Raw genomic sequence first — 20,945 nt, 5'->3', positions numbered from 1 at the left:
CTGAACCAGACTGTAGGCATGCCCCGGCTGCGGCACTGAATCCGGCGCTCCGGGGCATTTTTCTGTCCCTTCGGTATCCACAGGGAAGAGTCTGCCATGACTAGGGATAATGCCTCTAACGCTTACCATCCGGTGCGCTGTGAAATACAGAGCCTGCTGAGGGAATACCTGACCTCCTCAAAGCTGGCGGAAATCGTTTATCGCGACGATGCCGGCCAGGTCCAGACCACCCACGATGTCATCCGGGATCTCTTCAACAGGGCAGGCCAGGAGTTTGTTTTTCTGGGGCGTGGGCATATGGTGCGGCTGGATCATGTACTGACGCTTGATGGCAGAACAGTGTCGGTGGCCGATTGACGGTCTCAGGTTATTGCTTTTCCTAACTTATTGTCACTACTAACAAAAACGTAATCAGCAGGTAATTGTGCCGGTGTCGGCCATGGCCGTAGACTTGTCGCTGTTGTTTTCACACTTCAAACCGAATAAGGACATGGTTATGAACAAGCTGACACTAAGCGCACTGGCACTGCTGATGACACTGGGCCTCGCTGCCTGCAGTCAGGACGACAATGAGGGCGCAGATTTCGAGGAAGCCGGTGATAACATCGAGGATATGGCGGACGACGCTGGCGATTCCGTCGAAGAAACCTACGAAGACGCCACCGGCCAGAACGACAGCGCGTGGGAGGAAACCAAGGATACCGCTGGCGATGCCGCCGAAGAAACCGGCGAGGCAATGGATGAAGCAGGCGAAGAAATGGGAGAAGCTGCTGAGGAGGCAGGTGACTCCATGCAATAGAATCATCGGATTCACGCCGAGGCCACCTGATAGCCTCGAAGACGCGCACCGTTGCGTGAAAAAGCCTGCCCCTGACCGGGCAGGCTTTTTTCGTCCGAGCTGTCAAAAAATGTTAAAGAAACTGACTTCTGACTGTCTGCAATCTGTCACCTTCGCCATCGACACTGGGTTCTCGGAATAACCTATAAACCACCCGAGAGAGGCAGGACCATGGCGAAGCATGACCTGGATCCGAATTATCTGGATCCCAATTACGAGCCCGTTGTAAATCATTCCGGCAATACGTCCTTCGCATCGGTGCTGACCGCAAGAATGCAGCGGCGCACTTTGATGAAAGGCAGTGTTGGCGCTGCCCTGGCAAGTGTTATGGGGATGGGCCTCGTTGGTTGCTCTGACAGTGACGACGACAACGGCAGCACCAGTGGTGATGTCCAGTCCAGCACTGAGCTGGGATTCAAGCCGGTAGCGGTTTCAACCGAAAACCGCGTTGTTGTTCCGGAAGGCTACTCGACTGAAACCTTTGTGCCCTGGGGAACGCCGATCACTGGCAGCTATCCTGAATACCGCGCCGATGGCACCAACACCGGCGAAGACCAGGAGCAGCAGGTTGGTATGCATCACGATGGCGTGCACTTTTTCCCGATCGACCAGAAGTCCGGGGGCAACAGCTCTGCCGAAGGCCTGTTGGTCATGAACCACGAATACATCAACCAGGGCGCGCTGCATGCCAACGGCCCGACCAGAGCTGCTGATAACGAGGGTGTTCGTCCGGTGGACGAAGTTCGCAAGGAAATTGCGGCTCACGGTGTTTCCGTCATTCACATCAGGCGCGACAGCAACGGGACCTGGGACATCGTATTTGGCAGCCCCTTTAACCGGCGCATCACCGGCAATACCGATATGGATATCCGTGGCCCGCTTCGTGGCTACAGCAAGCTGATCACCGCCTACAGCCCGAATGCCACCCAAACCCGCGGCACCCTTAACAACTGCGCGATGGGCCCGACGCCATGGGGAACCTATCTTACGGCGGAGGAAAACTGGCATGGCTACTTTGCTACCGCCGATGCCGAGCGCCCCCGTGAATATGTACGACATGGTGTTAATGACAACTCCCGTTATGACTGGGAGTTGGCCGACACCAATGCCGACGAGTACATGCGCTTCAACGTATCAACCACCGGTGCTTCCGCAGCCGAGGATTATCGGAACGAGGCGAACACCTACGGCTACATGGTTGAGATTGATCCGTTCACCCCCGAGAGCAAACCCCAGAAACGGACGGCTCTGGGCCGTTTTGGCCATGAGGGTGTCATCTTTGCGCCTACCAAAGAAGGTGAACCGGTGGTTTGCTACTCCGGTGATGACTCCCGCTTCGAATACATCTACAAGTTTGTGTCTTCCAAGCCTTACCATGCCGCAACGGCCGGCGGCTACCTGCTGGATGAGGGTACGCTCTACGTTGCCCGCTTCAACGCCGACGGCTCCGGCGACTGGCTGGCACTGGATCTGGAGGATGCGGACTTTGCCGCCAGGGTTGCAGCCGCTCAGGGAACCCTGGTGGGTGATATCCAGTTTGATGGTTTCGAGAATCAGGCCGACGTTGTGGTGAATACCCGTCTGGCGGCCGACATCGCAGGTGCCACCACGATGGACCGCCCGGAATGGGGCGCTGTTGATCCGAATACCGGAGAGGTTTATTTCGCGCTGACCAACAACAGCAACCGTGGCAAGGACGGGTACGATGACGTAAACGCCGCCAATCCGATTGTCGAAAACACCACCGGGCATATTATCCGCTGGACAGAAGCCGGCAACGATCACACCGCGACCAGCTTTGACTGGGACATTTTTGTGTTCGCCGGTGAGCAGGGAACCGAAACCGTTGTCGATGGAGAAGCAGTGGTTACCCTGGATGATACCAATATCTTCAACAGTCCCGACGGCCTGTGGTTTGATTACAATGGACGCCTGTGGATTCAGACCGATGGTAGTGATGCCGCGCCGTACCAGAACAATATGATGCTGGCAGCCAATCCGGTGACCCGTGAAATCAAGCGATTCTTCGTCGGTCCGGTGGGTTGTGAAGTCACCGGCGTCGTATCGACACCGGATGTGAAAACCATGTTCGTTAACATCCAGCATCCGGACGGCAACTGGCCGAACGCGGCGGAGGACCGTCCCCGGGATGCGACAGTGATCGTAACGCGGGATGACGGAGGTGTGATCGGCGCCTGATTCAGGCTGCCCAATCATTCAACTGAGCCCGAACGCAAGCCGGATACTTCTGCCTGGAAGTCTCCGGCTTGCGTTTTTTTGTTTCAGATTTGTAGCAGCCTGCCGAAAAACAATTGTCAGTGAACTAAAGTAGCAGTTATTAACGCAGGTCAATTCATTACTCTCACGGGTAATATCCAATAAAGATGCATTCATTAATAATGATAATAACGAGGTGGCTATGGGTTTACTCAGTCGACCTATTCTGTTTCTGGGGGTATCGGTTGCGTTTGTTGTTGCCATCGTGGCGACTATGGGGGCACCGTTGATCGGGCTGGACGGTTCGTCGGTTTTGGTGGGCCTGGTAATTGGCCTGGTGGTAGCCACCGCTTATCTGGTACTGCGGGTACTGGAGCCGGTAGAGCGTTCCCTCAAGCAACTGAACGCCGGCGAGCTTTCTGATGATAGCCTCCTGGGTAAACAGTGTGCAGGCCTCCTTACCGAGGCGAAGGCCGGTCGCGCCTTGATCGAGGCGCTGTCTGGAAGTGCCGACAAGAGCGCGATTTCGGCGGCCCAGGTGTCTTTCGCAGCGGATCAGTTAAAGGTTCGCCTGGACCGCCAGGTCAGTGAAACCGCGCAGATGTCGGAGTATGCCGGGCAGATTACAGAAAGTGTGCGGGAATCCGCCCAGCAGGCCACGGACGCCGCTACCATGGCCCTGCAGAATCGGCAGGTGAGCATTGAAGGCCGGGAGGCGCTGACATCGGCCATAGACAGTGTGCGGGCTGTGCACGAGCAGTCCAGCGAGAATCTGAGGCTGATCCAGGAGCTGAACGAGAAATCCAACAAGATCCAGGGTGTCACCACCACCATTCAGGGAATCGCAGAACAGACCAATCTACTTGCACTCAACGCGGCCATTGAAGCGGCCCGTGCGGGCGATCAGGGGCGCGGCTTCGCCGTTGTCGCCGATGAGGTCAGGCAACTGGCCGGTCGAACCGCACAGGCAACCCGTGAAGTGGCGGAAACCCTTCAGGAAATCCGCTCTGATACCTCCCTGATTGTCTCGCGAATCGAGGACCTTGCCAAAAGCGTCGAGGCCGGCCTGGAATCGGTTGAAAGTGTCGGTGAGCGCCTGGATCAGATTCGCGATCAATCCGACCGGGTTCAGCAGCAGGTGGCCCGTATTGCCGAGATTGACCAGAATAACGAACAAAGCCTGCAGCAGGTGTCTGGCGCCATTGAAACGGTCCGGGACCAGATCACGGAGAGTGATACCAGCGTGGCTTCCCTTGCCCAGCAGGCCGCAACCCTGATGGAATTGGCGGAAGAGGCTAATGCCGCCTTTGCCCTGAACAGTGATGAAAGTTATCATCGGGCCTTCTATGATCAGGCCCGCCAGGGTGCAGACCGTATCGGCAAGCTCTTCGAACAGGCGGTTCGTGACGGACAGCTGTCCGAGAACGCTCTCTTCGACAAGAAGAGGGGGCCCATACCGAATACCGATCCCCAGAAGTACTCAAGCAGTTATGACCGGTTTACTGACCAGCAGCTTCCATCGGTGCAGGAAGCGGTAAAGGCAGCTCACCCGTCCATGGTGTATGCCATTGCCATCGCGCCCGATGGCTATGTGCCGACCCATAACCGCGATTTTGCCCATGCACCAACCGGCGATCCGAAAGTGGACCTGATGAAAAGCCGCAGCAAGCGGCTGTTCAACGACCGCACCGGCGCCCGTTGTGGCAGCCATACCCAGAGTATGCTGCTGCAGACCTATCGTCGGGATACCGGGGAAATCATGCATGACCTGTCGGTGCCGATTTATGTGAACGGTAAACACTGGGGCGGTTTCCGTCTGGGTTACAAACCGGACAGTCACTGAGTGGAGAATCCATTGTCTGAGCCTGAATACATTCCCGCCGACGATGATCCGCTGTCCCGCCGCGAAGAACCAGGCCGCAATCTGGCGGTGCTGGTTTATATCCTTCAGGCGCTATCGTTCTTTGTCGGAGGGATCACCGGCCTCGCCGGCGTAATCATCAATTACGTCAAGCTTGATGATGTCAAAAACACCTGGATAGAACCTCATTTTCGCTGGCAGATCCGCACCTTCTGGATAGGGCTGCTGTGGACTGTTGTCGGCATTGTGACCACTCCCCTTATCGTTGGCTGGTTCGTGCTTCTGGGCGTATCCATCTGGATTATTTACCGCATCGTAAAGGGCGCCCTGGCCCTGAATGACGGGAAGTCGCCTTTGTGAGCCTGCAGCCAGTCAATCTGAGGTTACCTCCTGCAAACGTAGCGCACTGAACATACCCGCCAGCCCCATCAGGCCCAGCACAAGAATGACCGCCACATCCGAAACCATCGAGATCAGCGCCGTAAAGCCACCCGTTACCAGCAGCAGGCCACCGATGACGGTGTTGCTCACCGCCGTATAGTCGGTGCGTTTGTTACCTCCGGCCATATCCACCAGGTAGGTTTTTCTGCCCAGCCGTACACCGGCATGGGCCACGCTCAGAATGAAGAAAGCGACCGGGTAAAACCAGACGCTGCCGGTTTCGGTTCCGTCGATCAGTGCGATGGTGCCCACGACCAGGCATACGCCACTGGCCATGGCGGCGCCACGAATCATCACTTTCCGACTCGAGGTGTCGGCAGCCCAGCCCCAGAAACTGGCGCTGAGTGAGCTGGCGAGACTGCTGGCCAGCAGGAAAACCCCCAGCATCCAGCCAATATCGGATTCCTTCTGTGCCAGAACCACAAAGTAGGGGGCGGCCAGGGCCGAACAAAGCAGCAATGCCCGGGTGACCACAAATTTCCGGAACGGAACGTCATCGCGGAGCAGGGAAAGACTGTTGAAGGCTTCTGCCATGGCATTGCCACCACCGCCGGTTTCACCGTCGTATTCTTCAACACCGGCAAACAGGAAGCCGGCAATAATCCAGAGTGCGGCAGCCAGTAGCAGCAGCACCGTATAAAAGCCGATCGTCGGATCCCCCCGGTCCCAGAACAGCAGGGCCGTCAGGATAACGGTGGCGGTGCCGCCGAGGGTGGACGCCAGCCCGGACAGCCGTCCCCGCCGGGTTTTGGGAATGCACTTGCCCTGCACGTCCTTCATGGAAACGGAGCAGAAGCCGCGGGCCAGGGAAAAAACGATGAGTGCGGCAATGATGCTGCCACCGGCAGCGTAGCCCTCCAAAAACCACACACTTGCAGCCATGGCGACGACACTTGCCGCCTGCCCGAAGCTCCCGAGCGTCCAGAACCATTTGCGCACCGGCTTTTGCCTCACCCAGGCTCCGATCACCATCTGCGGAATCATCGATCCCGATTCACGGATCGGTACCAGCCAGGCCACCAGCGCAGGTGCGCCGATCGCACTCAGCAGCCAGGCCAGGACCGTTTTGGGGCTGATCAACAAATCGCCGAGTTTGGTCAGCACGTTGCTGCCAAGAATCAGGAAGAAGTTGCGGGGAACCTCGCGGCAGGCTTCCTCGGGAATATCGGTGCAGACGCGGGCGTCTTCCTCGTTGGCGATCAGGCTGTACAGTCGATCGGCAGTGTCATTTCTAGGGGTTGGCAAACTGGTGTCCTCATGCAAATCAGGGCTAAAGGATATCAGTCAGGGACAGGTTCTCAAGTCTTGCCTCGGCTGTTTCACTGGTGCCTAATACCTGTCCGTCAACCGGGAGTCCTGATGATGTTGAGTTACCTCCATGCTTTTCACGCCGGTAATTTCGCCGATATCCAGAAACATTCAGCGCTGGTGCTGGCTTTGCGAATGATGCAGGCCAAGCCCTCTGCGATTGCCTGCTTTGATACCCACGCAGGCAGTGCAGGCTATGATCTTGCCGGTGACAGGGCGCAGAAAACGGGTGAAGCAGACTCGGGAATTCAAAAAGTCTGGCGCTACAGGCAGCAACTGCAATCGGATGACTGGCAGGCTCTCATCGAGGAGCTGGCAGCCGGAGCCGGGCCCCACGGTGAGATTGAGCGCTATCCCGGTTCTCCCCACTGGTTTTACAGGTATCTGCGTGATCAGGACAGCCTGACGGCCTTTGAACTGCATCCGGCCGAAAGTGAAACCTTGGCCCAGTGGGGTGCCGGGCGTTCCGGGGTCCGGATCTGCCGGGAGGATGGACTGAAAGGGCTGCTCCGTGGCTTGCCTCCCAGACAGCCAAGGCTGCTGGTGCTGACGGATCCTTCCTATGAGGTAAAAAGCGAGTATGAAGATGTGGCGGAGGCGCTGACGCGAGCCTGGCAGAAATGCCGGCACGGGGTGTACCTGATCTGGTACCCGATTCTGGCCGGCAGCCCCCATGAAAGACTAAAAAATGCAGTATCCGGCGGCCCTGTGCGAAAAGTGCTTTGCAGTGAGATTACGCTCAGGCAATCACCGGAGCGTGGTATGTCCGGCTCCGGGATGCTGGTGATCAATCCACCCTGGGGGTTTGACCGCAGGCTCGCGGCGATGATGGAAGCTGTTTCCGCCAGTGACGGTCTTGGCATTACGTCAACGATGGACTGGCTGGTTCCGGAATGATGTGATCTGCCTTCCGGGTCAGAGGTCGGGGACGTCCGACTCCGCCTCATCGACCATGCCGATGAGGCGTTCCAGAATGGCTTCTCCCCGTTTGCCCGCGATGCGGGCGTAGCTTTCGCGAACCGACAGGCTGGCTTCGCGGAAACGGTCGCGCTCTTCTTCTGTCAGCTCAACGGTACGAATGTCGCTGTTCTGCCGGATGGTTTCAAGGCGGCTGGCATTGAGCTCCGCCTGTACTTCCCAGGCAAGAGGTGAAACCTCATCCAGCGCGTCTTCCAGCCAGCGTTTCTGGTCGTCCGGGAGGGCGTCAAACCACGCCTTGTTGGAAACCACTGAGGTGACAAACTGGGCGGGCCTGGCAAAGGTCATGGTGTTCTGGACCTCGTAAAACCCCATCTCTTCAATGGCAAAAACCGGGTTGGCCTGCCCTTCGATACGGCGTAACTGCAGGTCGCTGTATACCTGCGAGTAGGGGGCCGGAGTCGGTGTCGCGCCATAGGCCCTGTAGGCTTCCGCTGAAATCTTCGAGGTCATGGTGCGGAATGCGAGCCCGTCGAAATCGGCAGGTGTTCTCAGGGGTTTGTTGGCGGTCCAGACCATCCAGCCCTCGGGTACAAAGCCGTGGAGCTGGAGGTTCTGTTCTGCGTAGGGTTCGCTGAACACCTGCACCAGTTCGTCACTGGCCAGAATATCCCGGTTCACATTCTCGTCTTCCGACAGCAGGAAGTGGAGGGTGAAAACGCCGGTTTCCGGAACCACATCGGCCAGATGCCCGGGGGATGCAAAGGCAAGATGGACCGACCCCTCGCGGGCCAGATCGGTTAACTGGATGGACGTTCCGATCGAGCCGTAGGGAAAGATGTCGATAAGGATATTGCCGTCCGAGATACTTTCGATACGCTCTTTCAGTTCCAGCGCATAACGGTGCTGGACGCTGCCCTCAATTTCTTCCAGGGCGAACCGCCAGGTGACCGGGTAGGTGGGCTTGTCTTCGGCATCTTCACTGGTTGCGGTTGGAGCGGGGCTGTCCGAACAGCCAGCCAGTAGCAGAATAACCATCGCAAACAATGGGGTCCGCCAATGGCAAAATCTTCGCATGTCCTGTCTCCGGCCGTTATCAACTGATTCTTGTACGCAAGGTACCACAATAAGCCGGCACAGTGGTTGCGCCATACCGGTTGGTGCAACCAAAAAGGCCCCGCTAATGCGGGGCCTGAAACGACACGATCGCAGGCAGTCGCTTACATCAGCGCGTCAACGCGGTTCCGTACCTGCGGCTCGCTGTTGTAGGCAGTTGCGATAGAGTTGTAGGTGGGAATATCCATCCCGGCATCCTCGATTACGGTCACCATCTCATCATTGGCTTCCATCTGCAGTTCCTGGGCTTTTTGCTGGGAATCGGCTGCTTCAATTTTCTCCATGTATTCGTCACGGATATCATTGATGCCTTCCTGAGCTTTAACGAACTGCTTCAGTTCCTGGTCGTTGAAATTGGTGTTCTGGGTGCCTGCAGCAGCCGGGTCGCTGTAGCCACCGTCGCTGTCAGTAGATTCCGGGCTTTGCTGGTTGTCCTGCGCGAGGGCAGGGCCGGCGGCAAGCAGTGCCAGGGATGCGGTCAGTGAAACGAGAAGCTTGTTCATAACTTTCTCCTTTTGCAGTGATTGGATTGCTTGCTTGTTCTACAAACAATCCTGGCGAACCGTGAGGGTGGTTCTGGTTGATTGATGCTGTCCCTCTGATACCTATCAAGCCTTGTGCCAGTTTCTATATATCCCGCTAAATATCATAAAAACAACAGGTTATGGTTTGTGAAGGGTTAAGGGTAGGTAATGTCTGTTGTGGCGAAATGTCACATGTGGCATAGATGTGTGACACTTTGTCGGAGTTCGCCATGAAAAGGCCTGTGCTCACCGCTCAAAAAATGTTCCGGTCACTACGCCTGACCCTGGTATTGAGCATCGTCGTTCCGCTTATGGTGTTCAGTGGTGTCGCTATCTATGTGGGGCTGGGTGCCGTGGAGGAAAACCTGAACGATCGTCTGAGAGAGGATCTGGAGCTTGTTGCCCGTGCGGTTAGCGGCCCGCTCTCACAGGCCATGTCCGATGGCGATGAAATTGTCATGGGCGAGTCGCTGAAATCGATATTCCGGATTGGCCGGGTGTTTGGGGCCTCCGTTTTCGATGAGGATGGTCAGCAGGTTGCCAGTCTGGGGGTTGCTGACACTGACGTCACCCGCAGTGACAGTGCCGATCGGGTTATCGCCAGCGGTAAAGTTGGCGGTGCTTTTCGCCGGGTAGACGGGGTTTCTGTTTTTTCCCAGTTCACGCCGCTGATTGCCGGCGATGGCCGGATCCAGGGGCTGCTTCAGGTGACTCGCAAGCGCAGTGACTTCCACGAGTTGGTGGCATCCAGCCGCATCTGGGCCGTCACCATCTGGTCAATGGTGTCGCTGATGGTCATCCTCGTTGTGGTGCTGGGACACTACGGCGCAGTCGGGCGTCATGTCAGCCGTTTGCTGGGAATCATGGAGCAGATGGCACCCGGGCGCTGGCGAGTTGACGAAGCGCCCGCCGGGCCACGGGAACTGCGCCAGATTCATGAGGGCCTGCGCGATATGGGGGAGCGCATGATGCAGGCAGAAAGAGAAATAAGGGCGAGCGTCGAGCGTGAAAGAGAGCTTGCCGAGCAGCTCGAATACCAGGAGAAAGTGGCCATGATTGGTCGCGTGGCGGGTGGCGTTGCCCACGAACTTGGCGCTCCACTAAGTGTCATTCAGGGTCGTGCCAACATAATGGGCCGGGGCGATCTGGCTGACGGTGACAGGCGGCATCTCAAGGATATAGAGCACCAGGTTGAACGCATGACACTGATCATCCAGCAGCTATTGGATTGCTTCCGTCATGTTCCTGACTCCCGCCGCAAGACCGATCTTGCGGCAACCGCAAAGGAAGTCGTGGGGCGAATCCGTGAAGAACCCAGGTGCCAGGGGGTGGAAATCCGGTCCGCGATCCCCGACAGGCCGGCAGACATCCTGGCAGAGCCGACCCGCCTTGAAATGGCATGCGTGAATATCATCCGTAATGCCTGCCAGGCGGCCCGCTCAGCAGTGACGGTGACTCTTGCCGAACATGACGGGCTGTGGGAGCTGCGGGTGGATGACGATGGTCCGGGGATAGCGGAAGCCATGCGTGAGCGGATTTTCGAACCCTTCTTCAGTACCCGCGCTGCGGGTGAAGGGACGGGTCTGGGGCTCGCTGTTGTTGGCAGTGTGCTCAAAGAGCACGGCGGCCGGATTGAGGTAGGCTCGAGCCGTGAGGGGGGATGCCGGATGTCTACTTTCTGGCCGGTTTATCAATACCAGGAAGCCCTTGGGGGAGGTCAGTCATGAGCCGTAATCCATCCTCGATTCTGCTGGTGGAAGACGACGCCAGTTTACGAACCTTGCTGGCGGAAGAGCTTGAGGTGGACGGTTACCGGGTAATCTGCGCCGGAACAGCGGAGGAAGGGCGCAGGCTCGCCCTGGAATCAGGCGCTGATCTGGTTGTCTCGGATCTCCGGCTTCCGGATGGTGATGGGTTGTCGATACTCCGGCAGCTGCAGGCTGAAGGCAGGTCGGTGCCGTTTATCATCATTACTGCTTTTGGCACGGTCGATCAGGCGGTGGACGCCCTCAAGGCGGGCGCCGATGATTTTCTCACCAAACCACTCTCCACCGATCATCTGAGATTGAAGATCAAGCGTTTGCTGGCCCACGCGGCCATTACCAGCGAACTGGCTCGCTACAAGTCGCAGACCACAGAAGACAATTCACTCGGCCTGGTGGGTGAAAGCCGGGCATTGGTACAGCTGAGGAATGAGATCAAACAGGTGGCCAGAAGCCAGGCTGCGGTTCTGGTCAGTGGTGAAAGCGGGACCGGCAAGGAGCTGGTGGCCCGCGCAATCCACAGGGAGAGTGACCGCAGGGGCCGGCCGTTTATCCCGGTTAATTGTGCCGGCATTCCACAGGAACTGATGGAAAGTGAGTTTTTCGGTCATGAAGCCGGCGCCTTCACCGGGGCGAATTCCGCGCGTCCGGGGCTGTTTGCGGAGGCGGATGGTGGCACGCTGCTGCTGGATGAAATCGGAGAAATGCCCCTGGCGTTGCAGGCGAAGTTGTTGCGGGTATTGCAGGAGGGCACGATCAAGCCGGTGGGCGCCGATCAGGAAGAGACGGTGGATGTGCGCATCATCGCTGCAACCCATCAGGATCTGATCAAAGCAGTGGAGCAGGGGAACTTCCGGGAAGACCTGTATTACCGGCTGGAAACCCTGACCCTGGTCGTGCCTCCGCTGCGGGAGCGTGGAGATGACGTGGACCTCCTTGCAATGCACTTTCTGAGGGATTCGGCGAAGCGGCACAACCGTGGTTTCCTGCAGATGAGCGAGGTGGTATCACAGATCCTCTCTGACTACCCGTTTCCGGGCAATGTCAGAGAGTTGGGCAGTGCCATAGAGAGGGCTGTGACCTTCTGCGAAGGCGAGGTAATCCTCCCGGAGCATCTGCCCGCCCGGATACGTAAACGCCGAACGGAGACACCTGAAGCAAGGCCCGGCCTGCCCGCAGGAAATCTCGCAGACTGGCCCACCCTGGATCAGATTCAGCAGGACTATGTCGAGCGTGTTATCACCGCCGTGGATGGCAACAAGCGGCGGGCCGCACAGATACTGGGGGTAAATCGTCGCACTCTTTACCGCTGGCTGGATAGCGAAAAGGACGAGGCTCATGACTAACCAGAAACACGCCATGCTGTATGGTCTGGGCACGGTGCTGCTCTGGTCCACCGTAGCCACAGCCTTCAAGCTGTCGTTGCGGGAGCTGAGCCCGATTCAAATGCTGGTGGTGGCCTGTTCCGCCTCGGTGCTGGTTATGGCACTGGTACTCATGCTCCAGCGTCGCTGGCACCTGGTTTTCCAGCTGAGTCGGCGCCAGTATCTGCAGTCCATCGGAATGGGGTTGATCAACCCCTGCCTGTATTATTTTCTGCTGTTCGGCGCCTTTGATCGACTCCCTGCCCAGGAAGCCCAGCCCCTGAACTACACCTGGGCACTGGTGTTGGCGTACCTCTCGGTGCCCTTTCTGGGACAGCGGCTGAGGCGTGCGGATATCATTGCCGGGCTGATCTGTTACAGCGGTGTGGTGGTGATTGCGACCCGGGGTGATGTCTTTTCAATGATCTTCTCCGACCCACTTGGAGTGGCGTATGCGATCGGCAGCACTCTGGTCTGGGCCTCCTACTGGATAATTGCCACGCGGGACACCCGGGACCCGGTGGTGGGGCTGTTTCTGAATTTCCTGTGCGGCTTGCCGGTGATCGTGGCGATCTGTGCCCTGACAGCGGGCTTTGACTTCAGTCCAGGTACCGGCCTTACGGCCGCCATCTACGTAGGCGTTTTCGAGATGGGGATTGCGTTTATTCTATGGTCCTATGCCATGAAAAAGGCCGAGAATACCTCCCGGGTGAGCAACCTGATTTTTATCTCCCCGTTCCTGTCCCTGATATTTATCTATTTCATCCTTGGCGAAATCATTCTGCCGTCCACCTACATTGGTCTGGTTCTGATTGTCGCGGGGTTATGGATTCAGCAACGCAAGGCCCGCGAAAAAATGGCCAAGGTATCATCTGCATGAGCCAGTGGTTTGTCTATATGGTGCGAACGGCCAGGGGAGCCCTCTACACCGGCATCACTACAGATGTGCCACGCCGGTTTGCGGAGCATCAGGCCGGTGCCCCGAAGGGCGCCAGGAGCCTGCGGGGAAAGGGGCCCCTTGAGCTGGTCTTCTCTGCCGAGACCCGGGACCGGGTAACTGCGTCAAAACTGGAGTGGCAGATCAAACGTTGGCCGCGCCGGCAGAAAGAGGCACTGGTGCGCGGTGAGTTGTCCCTGCCCGATCTGACAACGTTAAAAACCTGATTGCCGCGAGACCATCAGGTGGTGAGGTGGCGTCGAATAAACTGGCCTGCCGTTTCCAGCGCTTCGGTGGCCCGGTCCAGTTGCCCGGCATGCACCTGGAACACATGCCAAAGGCTGTTATAGATTTCCAGCCGGGCATCCACGCTGTCCCGGTTGGCCACATTCGCCAGGCGCTGAGCGTCGTTCATCAGGATTTCCTGGCTGCCTACCTGGATCAGCAAGGGGGGCAAACCGGAAAGATCCCCATAAACCGGAGAGACGTAAGGGTTGGCAACTGGCTCACTACCGCAATACAGCCGGGCGGCCTTATCGATCCAGCGTCTCTGCAGAACCGGCTCGCATTCCGGTGAGTAAAGGTGTGCATTGGAAAGGTCGGTCCAGGGCGATATGACCATCAGTGAGGAGGGCAGGGGCAACCCTTTGTCCCGCAAGCGCATTGCCAGTGCGATGGCCAGCCCGCCTCCGGCAGAGTCGCCCGCAAGGCTTAGTGACGCCGGCGGATGTCCCTCGTCAAGCAGCGCCAGATAAACGGCTTCCGCATCGTCCAGGGCTGCCGGGTAAGGGTTTTCGGGGGCCAGCCGGTAGTCAGGTACGATTACCATGGTGCCGCTGGACCTGGCGAGGTGCCCGGTAATTCCCCGGTGCGTTCGCGGGGAGCCGATGATATAACCGCCACCATGGAAATACAGTACGACACCGTCCGGGTTGTCACTGTGGCAGACCCGCGTTATGGCAATGCCCTCGGCCTCAATGTTTTCAAAGCGGGTGCCACGGGGTGGAACCGAGGTCAGATAGGCTTTGCTCACCAGTTTGCGCTGAATGCTTACCGGAACGGCAGGGTGCAGCAAGGGCCTGATCAGGTGGATCATGGTCTGGCGCAGTCCTGTTTCCAGAGCAGTTTGTATCATTGTTCACTCCGCTTTAACGGCCTAAAAGGTGTTGTGGTGTGCTAATCTAACGGCTAGGCCCCCGGCGGCCAACGTGCCAACTTTGCACCTATTGATAACAGGCGTTTAACTCTACGTGTACTGGAAAACAGATACCATAGAAATTCCGAACTGGAACAGGGCATCGCTTCTGGAAAGGCTGGAGCCATTCGATCCCGAACGCCGGGAAGCGCTTGGCGAAGATATGGTCGCCTACTGTCGGTTTTACGGGCTGGATCTCTGGGTGGAGCACCCGGATGTTTCCTATCATCAAGGGTACGTCATGGCGGACCGGCACCAGGTGATGGTGCACTATTTCCGGTTGCCCGAACAACGTCGGCCCAAAGGTACCGTGTTCATCCTGCATGGCTATTTTGACCACGTGGGCCTGTACAGCCAGTTGATTGATCGTTGCCTGGGCGCGGGGTTCGACGTGCTCGCTTACGATCAGCCAGGTCACGGGCTGTCCAGCGGAACGCCGGCAGCTATTGGCAGTTTCCTGGAATATCAGGCGGTACTGACAGACGTGATGGCCAAGGTGAGAGGCAAGGTAAGGGCGCCGTGGTATGCGGTGGGGCAAAGTACCGGCGGCGCTATCCTGATTGATTATCTGCTGACCAATCACCATACTCCCGAAACCTCGGATTTCCGGCGGGTTGTGTTACTGGCCCCGCTGATACGTCCTATGGGGTGGCTGGGGGCAAAACTCCTCCATAGCCTGGCCAAACCGTTTGTTTCACGGTGGGCCCGGGTGTTTGGTACGAACAGTGGGAGCTCGCGTTTTCTGACCTTCCTGAAGGAGCATGATCCACTTCAGGCCAGGGCTGTTCATGTGGACTGGGTGTCGGCGCTGAGGCAGTGGGTGCCCCATATTGAGTCCGCTCGTCCGGTAAATTATCCGGTGACGGTGGTGCAGGGGGAGAAGGACCTGACCGTCGACTGGCAGCACAATCTGCGGATTATTCGTAATAAATTTGCCTCGGTTGAGGAACTCAGGATCCCCGATGGTCGTCATCACTTGGTAAACGAAGCCCAGGATTTGCAGGCAACGGTATTCAACACCATTGTGGATACCTTTGAAAGCGACCACGACAGCTTCCTTTCGGAAGCCTGTTAAGTAAACACAGAGCGGGAACGTGCCGCTATCAGTAATACCTTGGAAAGACTCTGGAGAATGCCGTGAAGAAAACTATTGTTGCTTTTGCTGTCGCCACTGTTGGTTTGGGCGGCTGTATGACATATGACCCCTATACTGGGGAAGAGAAAACATCGAGCGCGACCAAGGGCAGTATTATTGGCGCCATCGGTGGCGCGGCTGTTGGTGCGGCAACGTCCAGCAGCAGTGACCGCGGCAAGGGGGCACTGATTGGTGCTGCATCCGGCGCTGCAGTTGGCGGTGGTATCGGCTACTACATGGACAAGCAGGAAGCCGAACTGCGCCGCAAGCTGGAAGGCTCCGGAGTTCGCGTCGTGCGCAACGGCGACGAAATCGAACTGGTCATGCCTGGTAACATCACCTTTGATGTGGACCAGTCTTCCATCAAGCCGTCTTTCAGCAATACGCTGGAATCCGTGGCACTGGTGCTGAAGGAGTTTGACAAGACCATCATCCAGATTGAAGGTCACACTGATAGCACCGGCTCCAGGGACTATAACCAGTTGCTGAGCGAGCGTCGCGCAAGCTCTGTTCGGGACTTCCTGCTGAACCAGGGCATTGAGCCCAAGCGCACGCGTGCCGTCGGCTATGGCCCGCGCTATCCCATTGCCTCCAATGACTCGGCCTCTGGCCGTGAACAGAATCGTCGCGTTGAACTGACGCTGGTTCCTATGCAGTAATAAAAAGCCCGGTGCCGCGCTTTGCGGTACCGGGCTTTCCATCAACTTGTGATCAGTAACCGATCAGTTTTTTCCGCCAGGCAACCATTCCTCAATTCTCGCTTTCAGATCCCTCAGCTGATCTTCACCGGAATCCCGGATTTCCGAAATCTTCTTGCGCGCTTCTTCAATACGGTTTTCCAGCGTCTGAATGCGCTCGGAGAAGTCTTTCTGGATTTCAGCTTCCGCCTGATCATCTTTGGCTTTTGCCATCTTTTCTTCAGCATCCGCCTGCAGGCTCTGGATCTGTTTGCTCCAGTATTCGGTCTGGGTTTCCAGCTTCTTCTGCAATGACTCCTTCAGTGACATAAGTGCTCCTTGGAGTGAGTGTTTGATGTAGTTTCAAAGCATTCACTTCCATCATGGCTGCATCTGATGACATCTCAAGGGCGAAGCACTGAAAACCAGGTTAACCGGGGGTTATTTCCGGGAGTTGGCCTGATTGGCCAAAAAAAAGCCGGGGCTTGTGGGCCCCGGCTCCTGGTGATGCCTCATGTTCCCGGATCAGAACAGAACGCGGCACCGAATGGTGCCTTTCACTTTCAACAGCTTCTCCAGTGCCAGCTCGCCGTATTCCTTGTCGACGTCGATCACCACGTAGCCGATGTCCTCCTTGGTCTGCAGGTACTGGCCGCAAATGTTGATGCCATTCTCAGAGAACACCTGGTTGATTTCCGACATCACGCCCGGCACGTTCTCGTGGATGTGCAGCAGGCGGTGCTGGTTCGGGTGCGAGGGCAGGGCCACTTCCGGGAAGTTCACGGAAGAGACAGAGGTGCCGTTGTCGCTGTACATGGCCAGCTTTTCCGCCACTTCGCGGCCAATGTTTTCCTGGGCTTCGATGGTGGAGCCACCCACGTGCGGGGTCAGGATTACATTGTCGAACTCTCGCAGCGGTGAGATGAACTCTTCGTCGTTGGACTTGGGTTCCACCGGGAAGACATCGATGGCAGCGCCGAGAAGTTTACCGCTTCCAAGCGCGTCCGCCAGGGCGTCGATATCGACCACGGTGCCCCGCGAGGCGTTCATCAGGATGCTGCCGGGCTTCATCTGGGCAAACTGCTCGGCCTTGAACATGTACTTGGTGGCCGGCGTTTCCGGTACGTGCAGGCTGACCACGTCACAGGTGTTCAGCAGTTCCTGCATCGTACCGACCTGGGTGGCATTGCCGATAGACAGCTTGGAGACCACATCGTAGAAATAGACGTCCATGCCCAGGCCTTCCGCCAGGACACTGAACTGGGTACCAATGTTGCCGTAACCGATGATGCCCAGTTTCTTGCCACGGATTTCATAGCTGTCCTTGGCGGACTTCAGCCACTCGCCACGGTGCGCCTTGGCGTTTTTCTCGGGCACGCCACGAAGTAAAAGAATGGCCTGGGCAAGAACCAGTTCTGCCACACTGCGCGTATTGGAAAAGGGTGCGTTGAAGACAGCGATGCCGCGACGGGTGGCGGCCTGGAGATCAACCTGATTGGTGCCAATGCAGAAGCAGCCTACCGCCACCAGTTTCTGGGCGGCCTCGAATACCTTTTCGGTCAGCTGGGTGCGTGAGCGGATACCCACGAAATGAGCGTCAGCGATTTTTTCGACCAGCTCGTCCTCGGCCAGTGAGTGGGTCAGGTACTCGATGTTCGTATAACCTGCGGCATTCAGGGTATCAATGGCAGACTGGTGCACGCCTTCGAGCAGCAGGATGCGGATTTTGCTCTTTTCAAGAGACGTATTTGACATGGGCTTGCTTCCGAACCTTTCGTCACATGAAATGACCCGTGAGCGCCGCTGTTGGCGGGCGGGCTCACAGAACAGGGGCGGTATGATACCATAAACGCAGATTTTCACAGCGCGTCAGGTTACCTGAATCAACTTCGCCTGCTGACGCCCTGACTAACCCTTTGCGAGACCGGACTATCCATGAATTCTGAACAGATCGTTGCCTCCCTTCGCGCCCTGATGGAAACGGGCCAGGCCCCCGGGAAAGTACTGACCGACCCGGCCGACCTGGAAAACTACGGCAAGGACTGGACCAAGATCTATCCGCCCAAACCGGTGGCTATCGTCCTGCCAAAAACCACCGAGCAGGTGCAGGCACTGGTGATGTTTGCCAATGACAACCAGGTGGCGCTGGTTCCTTCGGGTGGACGCACGGGCCTGAGTGCCGGCGCTGTGGCCGCCAATGGTGAGGTAGTGGTGGCGTTTGACAACATGAACCAGATCCTGGATTTCAGCGCCAGTGACCGCACCGTGAAATGCCAGGCCGGGGTGGTGACGGAGCAGCTTCAGAATTTTGCGGAAGAAAACGGCCTTTACTATCCGGTGGATTTTGCCTCGGCGGGTTCCAGCCAGCTCGGTGGCAACCTGTCCACCAACGCCGGTGGCATCAAGGTGATCCGCTATGGCATGAGCCGGGACTGGGTCGCCGGCCTGAAAGTGGTGACCGGCAAGGGCGATATACTCGACCTGAACAAGGATCTGGAGAAGAACAACACCGGGTATGACCTGCGCCATCTGTTCATCGGTGCGGAAGGTACCCTGGGCTTCATTACTGAGGCCACCATGAAGCTGTCACGCAAACCGGACAACCTGACCGTACTGGTGCTGGGCCTGAACGACCTCACCAACACCATGGATGTGCTGCAGACCTTCCAGAAGCAGATCGACCTGACTGCGTACGAGTTCTTCTCCCACCAGGCGATGGGGCATGTGCTGGCCCATGGCCAGGTACAGGCGCCGTTCGAAACCGAGGCGCCATACTACGCGCTGCTGGAATTCGAGGCGGTGTCTGACCAGGTAATGGACGATGCCATGGCGCTGTTCGAGCAGTGTGTAGAAAGTGGCTGGGTACTGGACGGCGTAATCAGTCAGAGCGAAACCCAGGCCCGGAACCTGTGGCAGCTACGGGAACGGATTTCCGAGTCCATTGCACCGCGCACGCCGTATAAGAATGATATCTCTGTGGTGGTTTCCCGGGTGCCGGGTTTCCTGCAGGAAATCGACGCGGTGGTAACCGAGCATTATCCGGATTTTGAAATCATCTGGTTCGGTCACATCGGTGACGGCAACCTGCACCTGAATATCCTCAAGCCGGAAGACATGGCCAAGGAGGATTTCTTTGAGAAATGCCAACAGGTGAACAAATGGGTCTTCGAGATTGTCGAACGTTATCAGGGCAGCGTGTCTGCAGAACACGGCGTTGGCATGACCAAGAAGGCGTATCTGGAGTACACCCGCAGCGCTGCTGAAATTGCCTACCTGAGAGGCATCAAGCAGGTCTTCGATCCGAACCGGGTGATGAACCCCGGCAAGATCTTCGACTAGAGGCGTTAGGGCAGTGCGGGTGGTTCCCGGGAGTAACCGCAATGGTAGAGCAGCTTTCCCGAGATGAAGGCGACTGTTTTCTCCTGACCCCCAACCAGTCCATGACATGGAAGGGAAACATCCGCATCTGGCTGGCGGCAGTGTTCCTTCAGCTGATGATCTCCACCGGAATGGTCCTGGCCGGGGCGTGGCCGGTATTGCCATTTGCCGGGCTGGAACTGACAGCGCTGGCGGCCGGATTTTACTACACCTCACGCAAGTGTCAGAAACGGGAAGTGCTCACCTTCGCCCCGGAGCTGATCCGACTGGAGAAAGGCCTTACCCGCAAGGAAGAAGAGTGGGAACTGCCCCGTCGTCATACCCGTGTGTGGCAGGACATGCCGCGCCATCCCTGGACACCCCCCAAGCTCCATCTGCAGTTCCGAGGCGAAGAAATTTCCCTGGCTTCTTTCCTTAATATGGATGACACCGAGGAACTGGTTGCTATCCTTGAAAAACATGGGCTCAGAGTAGAAAAACGGCGTAAGCCGGAGAAACTCTGGTTCTGACGTACCTCCCTATAAAAAATAAAAGCGGTGCCCTATGATAGATCACATCGTGGTTCTCACCGGCGCAGGTATGAGTGCCGAAAGTGGCCTTTCCACCTTCCGCGACAATGGCGGGCTGTGGGAGCAGCACAGCGTTTATGACGTCGCCACACCGGAGGCTTTCACCCGCAACCAGGAACTGGTGTTGCGCTTCTACAATGAACGTCGCCGGCAGCTGGAATCGGCACAACCCAATAACGCCCATCGCCTGCTGGCTAAGCTGGAGCAGCATTACCGGGTGACCATCATCACCCAGAACGTGGACAACCTGCACGAACGGGGCGGCTCCAGCAATGTCATCCACCTGCACGGCGAACTCACCAAGGCTCGCAGCTCAAAGCACCCCGAACTGGTCTACGACATCGGGTTCGCGGATATCCATCCCGGCGACACCTGTGAGCGTGGCGCCCAGCTGCGGCCTCATATTGTGTGGTTTGGTGAGGAAGTGCCGATGATTGAGGCCGCTGCCGAGATCGTCCCAACCGCGGATCACCTGCTGATCGTGGGCACATCCCTGCAAGTCTATCCGGCCGCGGGGCTGGTGGACCTGGTGGATTTTGATGTGCCGATTACGGTCATCGATCCCGGTGAGCCGGCAAACCTTTCCAGGGCGAGAGTTATCCGTAAGGGGGCCTGTGAGGGTGTGTCCCAATGGGTGGCCGGACTTGAAAACCGCTGATCCGTGTCAGTAATCGCCTAAAACTCCGCTACAATTCTATAGCGCT

General features: G+C 57.4%; 21 protein-coding genes. 15 read left to right on the top strand and 6 right to left on the bottom strand.

Annotated elements, in window-relative coordinates; genetic code table 11:
* Positions 1-96 precede the first annotated feature (96 nt).
* The 5 genes from FDP08_RS06785 to FDP08_RS06765 all read left to right on the top strand — a co-directional run bounded on the left by FDP08_RS06785 (position 97) and on the right by FDP08_RS06765 (position 5,276).
* Positions 97-357 carry a hypothetical protein gene (locus FDP08_RS06785; protein ID WP_137435231.1) on the top strand — a complete coding sequence of 87 codons (261 nt, stop codon included), beginning with the start codon at positions 97-99 and terminating at the stop codon, positions 355-357.
* A 139-nt stretch (positions 358-496) separates the two neighbouring features.
* Positions 497-799 (top strand): hypothetical protein, encoded by a 303-nt coding sequence (locus FDP08_RS06780; protein ID WP_137435230.1) that lies wholly within the window; start codon positions 497-499, stop codon positions 797-799.
* Positions 800-1,009: 210 nt separating this feature from the next.
* Complete coding sequence (locus FDP08_RS06775; protein WP_137435229.1) at positions 1,010-3,037, top strand: PhoX family protein; 2,028 nt, start codon at positions 1,010-1,012, stop codon at positions 3,035-3,037.
* A gap of 220 nt (positions 3,038-3,257) precedes the next feature.
* Positions 3,258-4,898, top strand: coding sequence for a methyl-accepting chemotaxis protein (locus FDP08_RS06770; RefSeq protein WP_137435228.1), 1,641 nt, complete (start codon positions 3,258-3,260; stop codon positions 4,896-4,898).
* Between the two features lie 12 nt (positions 4,899-4,910).
* On the top strand, positions 4,911-5,276 hold the full coding sequence (locus FDP08_RS06765; protein ID WP_137435227.1) for a DUF4870 family protein: 366 nt from the start codon (positions 4,911-4,913) through the stop codon (positions 5,274-5,276).
* A gap of 12 nt (positions 5,277-5,288) precedes the next feature.
* Here FDP08_RS06765 and FDP08_RS06760 read toward each other — a convergent pair whose 3' ends face one another.
* Entirely contained in the window at positions 5,289-6,602 is a 1,314-nt protein-coding gene (locus FDP08_RS06760; protein ID WP_137435226.1) for an MFS transporter, read from the bottom strand.
* Between the two features lie 117 nt (positions 6,603-6,719).
* Here FDP08_RS06760 and FDP08_RS06755 point away from each other — a divergent pair, with 117 nt between their 5' ends.
* A complete protein-coding gene (locus FDP08_RS06755) occupies positions 6,720-7,562 on the top strand; it encodes a 23S rRNA (adenine(2030)-N(6))-methyltransferase RlmJ (RefSeq protein WP_137437247.1) in 843 nt (280 codons plus the stop codon).
* Between the two features lie 18 nt (positions 7,563-7,580).
* Here FDP08_RS06755 and dctP read toward each other — a convergent pair whose 3' ends face one another.
* Together dctP and FDP08_RS06745 are read right to left on the bottom strand one after the other, a co-directional pair.
* Positions 7,581-8,660 (bottom strand): TRAP transporter substrate-binding protein DctP, encoded by a 1,080-nt coding sequence (dctP, locus tag FDP08_RS06750; RefSeq protein WP_137435225.1) that lies wholly within the window; start codon positions 8,658-8,660, stop codon positions 7,581-7,583.
* A gap of 143 nt (positions 8,661-8,803) precedes the next feature.
* Positions 8,804-9,202 carry a DUF4168 domain-containing protein gene (locus FDP08_RS06745; RefSeq protein ID WP_137435224.1) on the bottom strand — a complete coding sequence of 133 codons (399 nt, stop codon included), beginning with the start codon at positions 9,200-9,202 and terminating at the stop codon, positions 8,804-8,806.
* A 251-nt stretch (positions 9,203-9,453) separates the two neighbouring features.
* Between FDP08_RS06745 and FDP08_RS06740 the strand changes: the two genes are divergently transcribed.
* The 4 genes from FDP08_RS06740 to FDP08_RS06725 are packed head-to-tail and all read left to right on the top strand — an operon-like array spanning position 9,454 to position 13,514.
* Positions 9,454-10,950 carry an ATP-binding protein gene (locus tag FDP08_RS06740; RefSeq protein ID WP_228263247.1) on the top strand — a complete coding sequence of 499 codons (1,497 nt, stop codon included), beginning with the start codon at positions 9,454-9,456 and terminating at the stop codon, positions 10,948-10,950.
* Entirely contained in the window at positions 10,947-12,332 is a 1,386-nt protein-coding gene (locus tag FDP08_RS06735) for a sigma-54-dependent transcriptional regulator (protein ID WP_137435223.1), read from the top strand. The genes FDP08_RS06740 and FDP08_RS06735 overlap by 4 nt, the downstream gene beginning before the upstream one ends.
* The gene (locus tag FDP08_RS06730) at positions 12,325-13,230 is read left to right on the top strand and encodes a DMT family transporter (protein WP_137435222.1); all 906 of its coding nucleotides are present in this window, start codon (positions 12,325-12,327) and stop codon (positions 13,228-13,230) included. The genes FDP08_RS06735 and FDP08_RS06730 overlap by 8 nt, the downstream gene beginning before the upstream one ends.
* Positions 13,227-13,514, top strand: a complete 288-nt coding sequence (locus FDP08_RS06725) for a GIY-YIG nuclease family protein (protein WP_137435221.1) — start codon at positions 13,227-13,229, stop codon at positions 13,512-13,514. Before FDP08_RS06730 ends, FDP08_RS06725 begins: the two co-directional genes overlap by 4 nt.
* A gap of 14 nt (positions 13,515-13,528) precedes the next feature.
* On the opposite strand, the gene FDP08_RS06720 is transcribed toward FDP08_RS06725, so the two are convergent.
* On the bottom strand, positions 13,529-14,422 hold the full coding sequence (locus FDP08_RS06720; protein WP_137435220.1) for an alpha/beta hydrolase: 894 nt from the start codon (positions 14,420-14,422) through the stop codon (positions 13,529-13,531).
* Positions 14,423-14,537: 115 nt separating this feature from the next.
* On the opposite strand from FDP08_RS06720, the gene FDP08_RS06715 reads away from it, so the two are divergent.
* Together FDP08_RS06715 and FDP08_RS06710 are read left to right on the top strand one after the other, a co-directional pair.
* Positions 14,538-15,557: an alpha/beta hydrolase gene (locus tag FDP08_RS06715; RefSeq protein WP_137435219.1), complete on the top strand. Its 1,020-nt coding sequence runs from the start codon at positions 14,538-14,540 to the stop codon at positions 15,555-15,557.
* Positions 15,558-15,619: 62 nt separating this feature from the next.
* Complete coding sequence (locus tag FDP08_RS06710; RefSeq protein ID WP_137435218.1) at positions 15,620-16,276, top strand: YiaD family glycine zipper/OmpA-like lipoprotein; 657 nt, start codon at positions 15,620-15,622, stop codon at positions 16,274-16,276.
* Between the two features lie 63 nt (positions 16,277-16,339).
* Here FDP08_RS06710 and FDP08_RS06705 read toward each other — a convergent pair whose 3' ends face one another.
* Both FDP08_RS06705 and serA read right to left on the bottom strand, forming a co-directional pair.
* Positions 16,340-16,624, bottom strand: coding sequence for a hypothetical protein (locus tag FDP08_RS06705; protein ID WP_137435217.1), 285 nt, complete (start codon positions 16,622-16,624; stop codon positions 16,340-16,342).
* Between the two features lie 195 nt (positions 16,625-16,819).
* The gene (serA, locus tag FDP08_RS06700) at positions 16,820-18,049 is read right to left on the bottom strand and encodes a phosphoglycerate dehydrogenase (RefSeq protein ID WP_137435216.1); all 1,230 of its coding nucleotides are present in this window, start codon (positions 18,047-18,049) and stop codon (positions 16,820-16,822) included.
* A gap of 180 nt (positions 18,050-18,229) precedes the next feature.
* On the opposite strand from serA, the gene FDP08_RS06695 reads away from it, so the two are divergent.
* From FDP08_RS06695 to FDP08_RS06685, 3 genes are read left to right on the top strand one after another with little or no spacing between them, the layout of a single operon-like run.
* A complete protein-coding gene (locus tag FDP08_RS06695; RefSeq protein WP_137435215.1) occupies positions 18,230-19,633 on the top strand; it encodes an FAD-binding oxidoreductase in 1,404 nt (467 codons plus the stop codon).
* Between the two features lie 41 nt (positions 19,634-19,674).
* Positions 19,675-20,181 (top strand): DUF2244 domain-containing protein, encoded by a 507-nt coding sequence (locus FDP08_RS06690; protein ID WP_137435214.1) that lies wholly within the window; start codon positions 19,675-19,677, stop codon positions 20,179-20,181.
* A gap of 34 nt (positions 20,182-20,215) precedes the next feature.
* Positions 20,216-20,899, top strand: coding sequence for an SIR2 family NAD-dependent protein deacylase (locus FDP08_RS06685; RefSeq protein WP_137435213.1), 684 nt, complete (start codon positions 20,216-20,218; stop codon positions 20,897-20,899).
* Positions 20,900-20,945 lie beyond the last annotated feature (46 nt).

The organism is Marinobacter panjinensis, from assembly GCF_005298175.1.
Classification (GTDB): Bacteria; Pseudomonadota; Gammaproteobacteria; order Pseudomonadales; family Oleiphilaceae; genus Marinobacter; species Marinobacter panjinensis.
The sequence above is the reverse complement of the archived record's forward strand: the minus strand, read 5'-3'. Positions and strand labels throughout refer to the sequence as shown.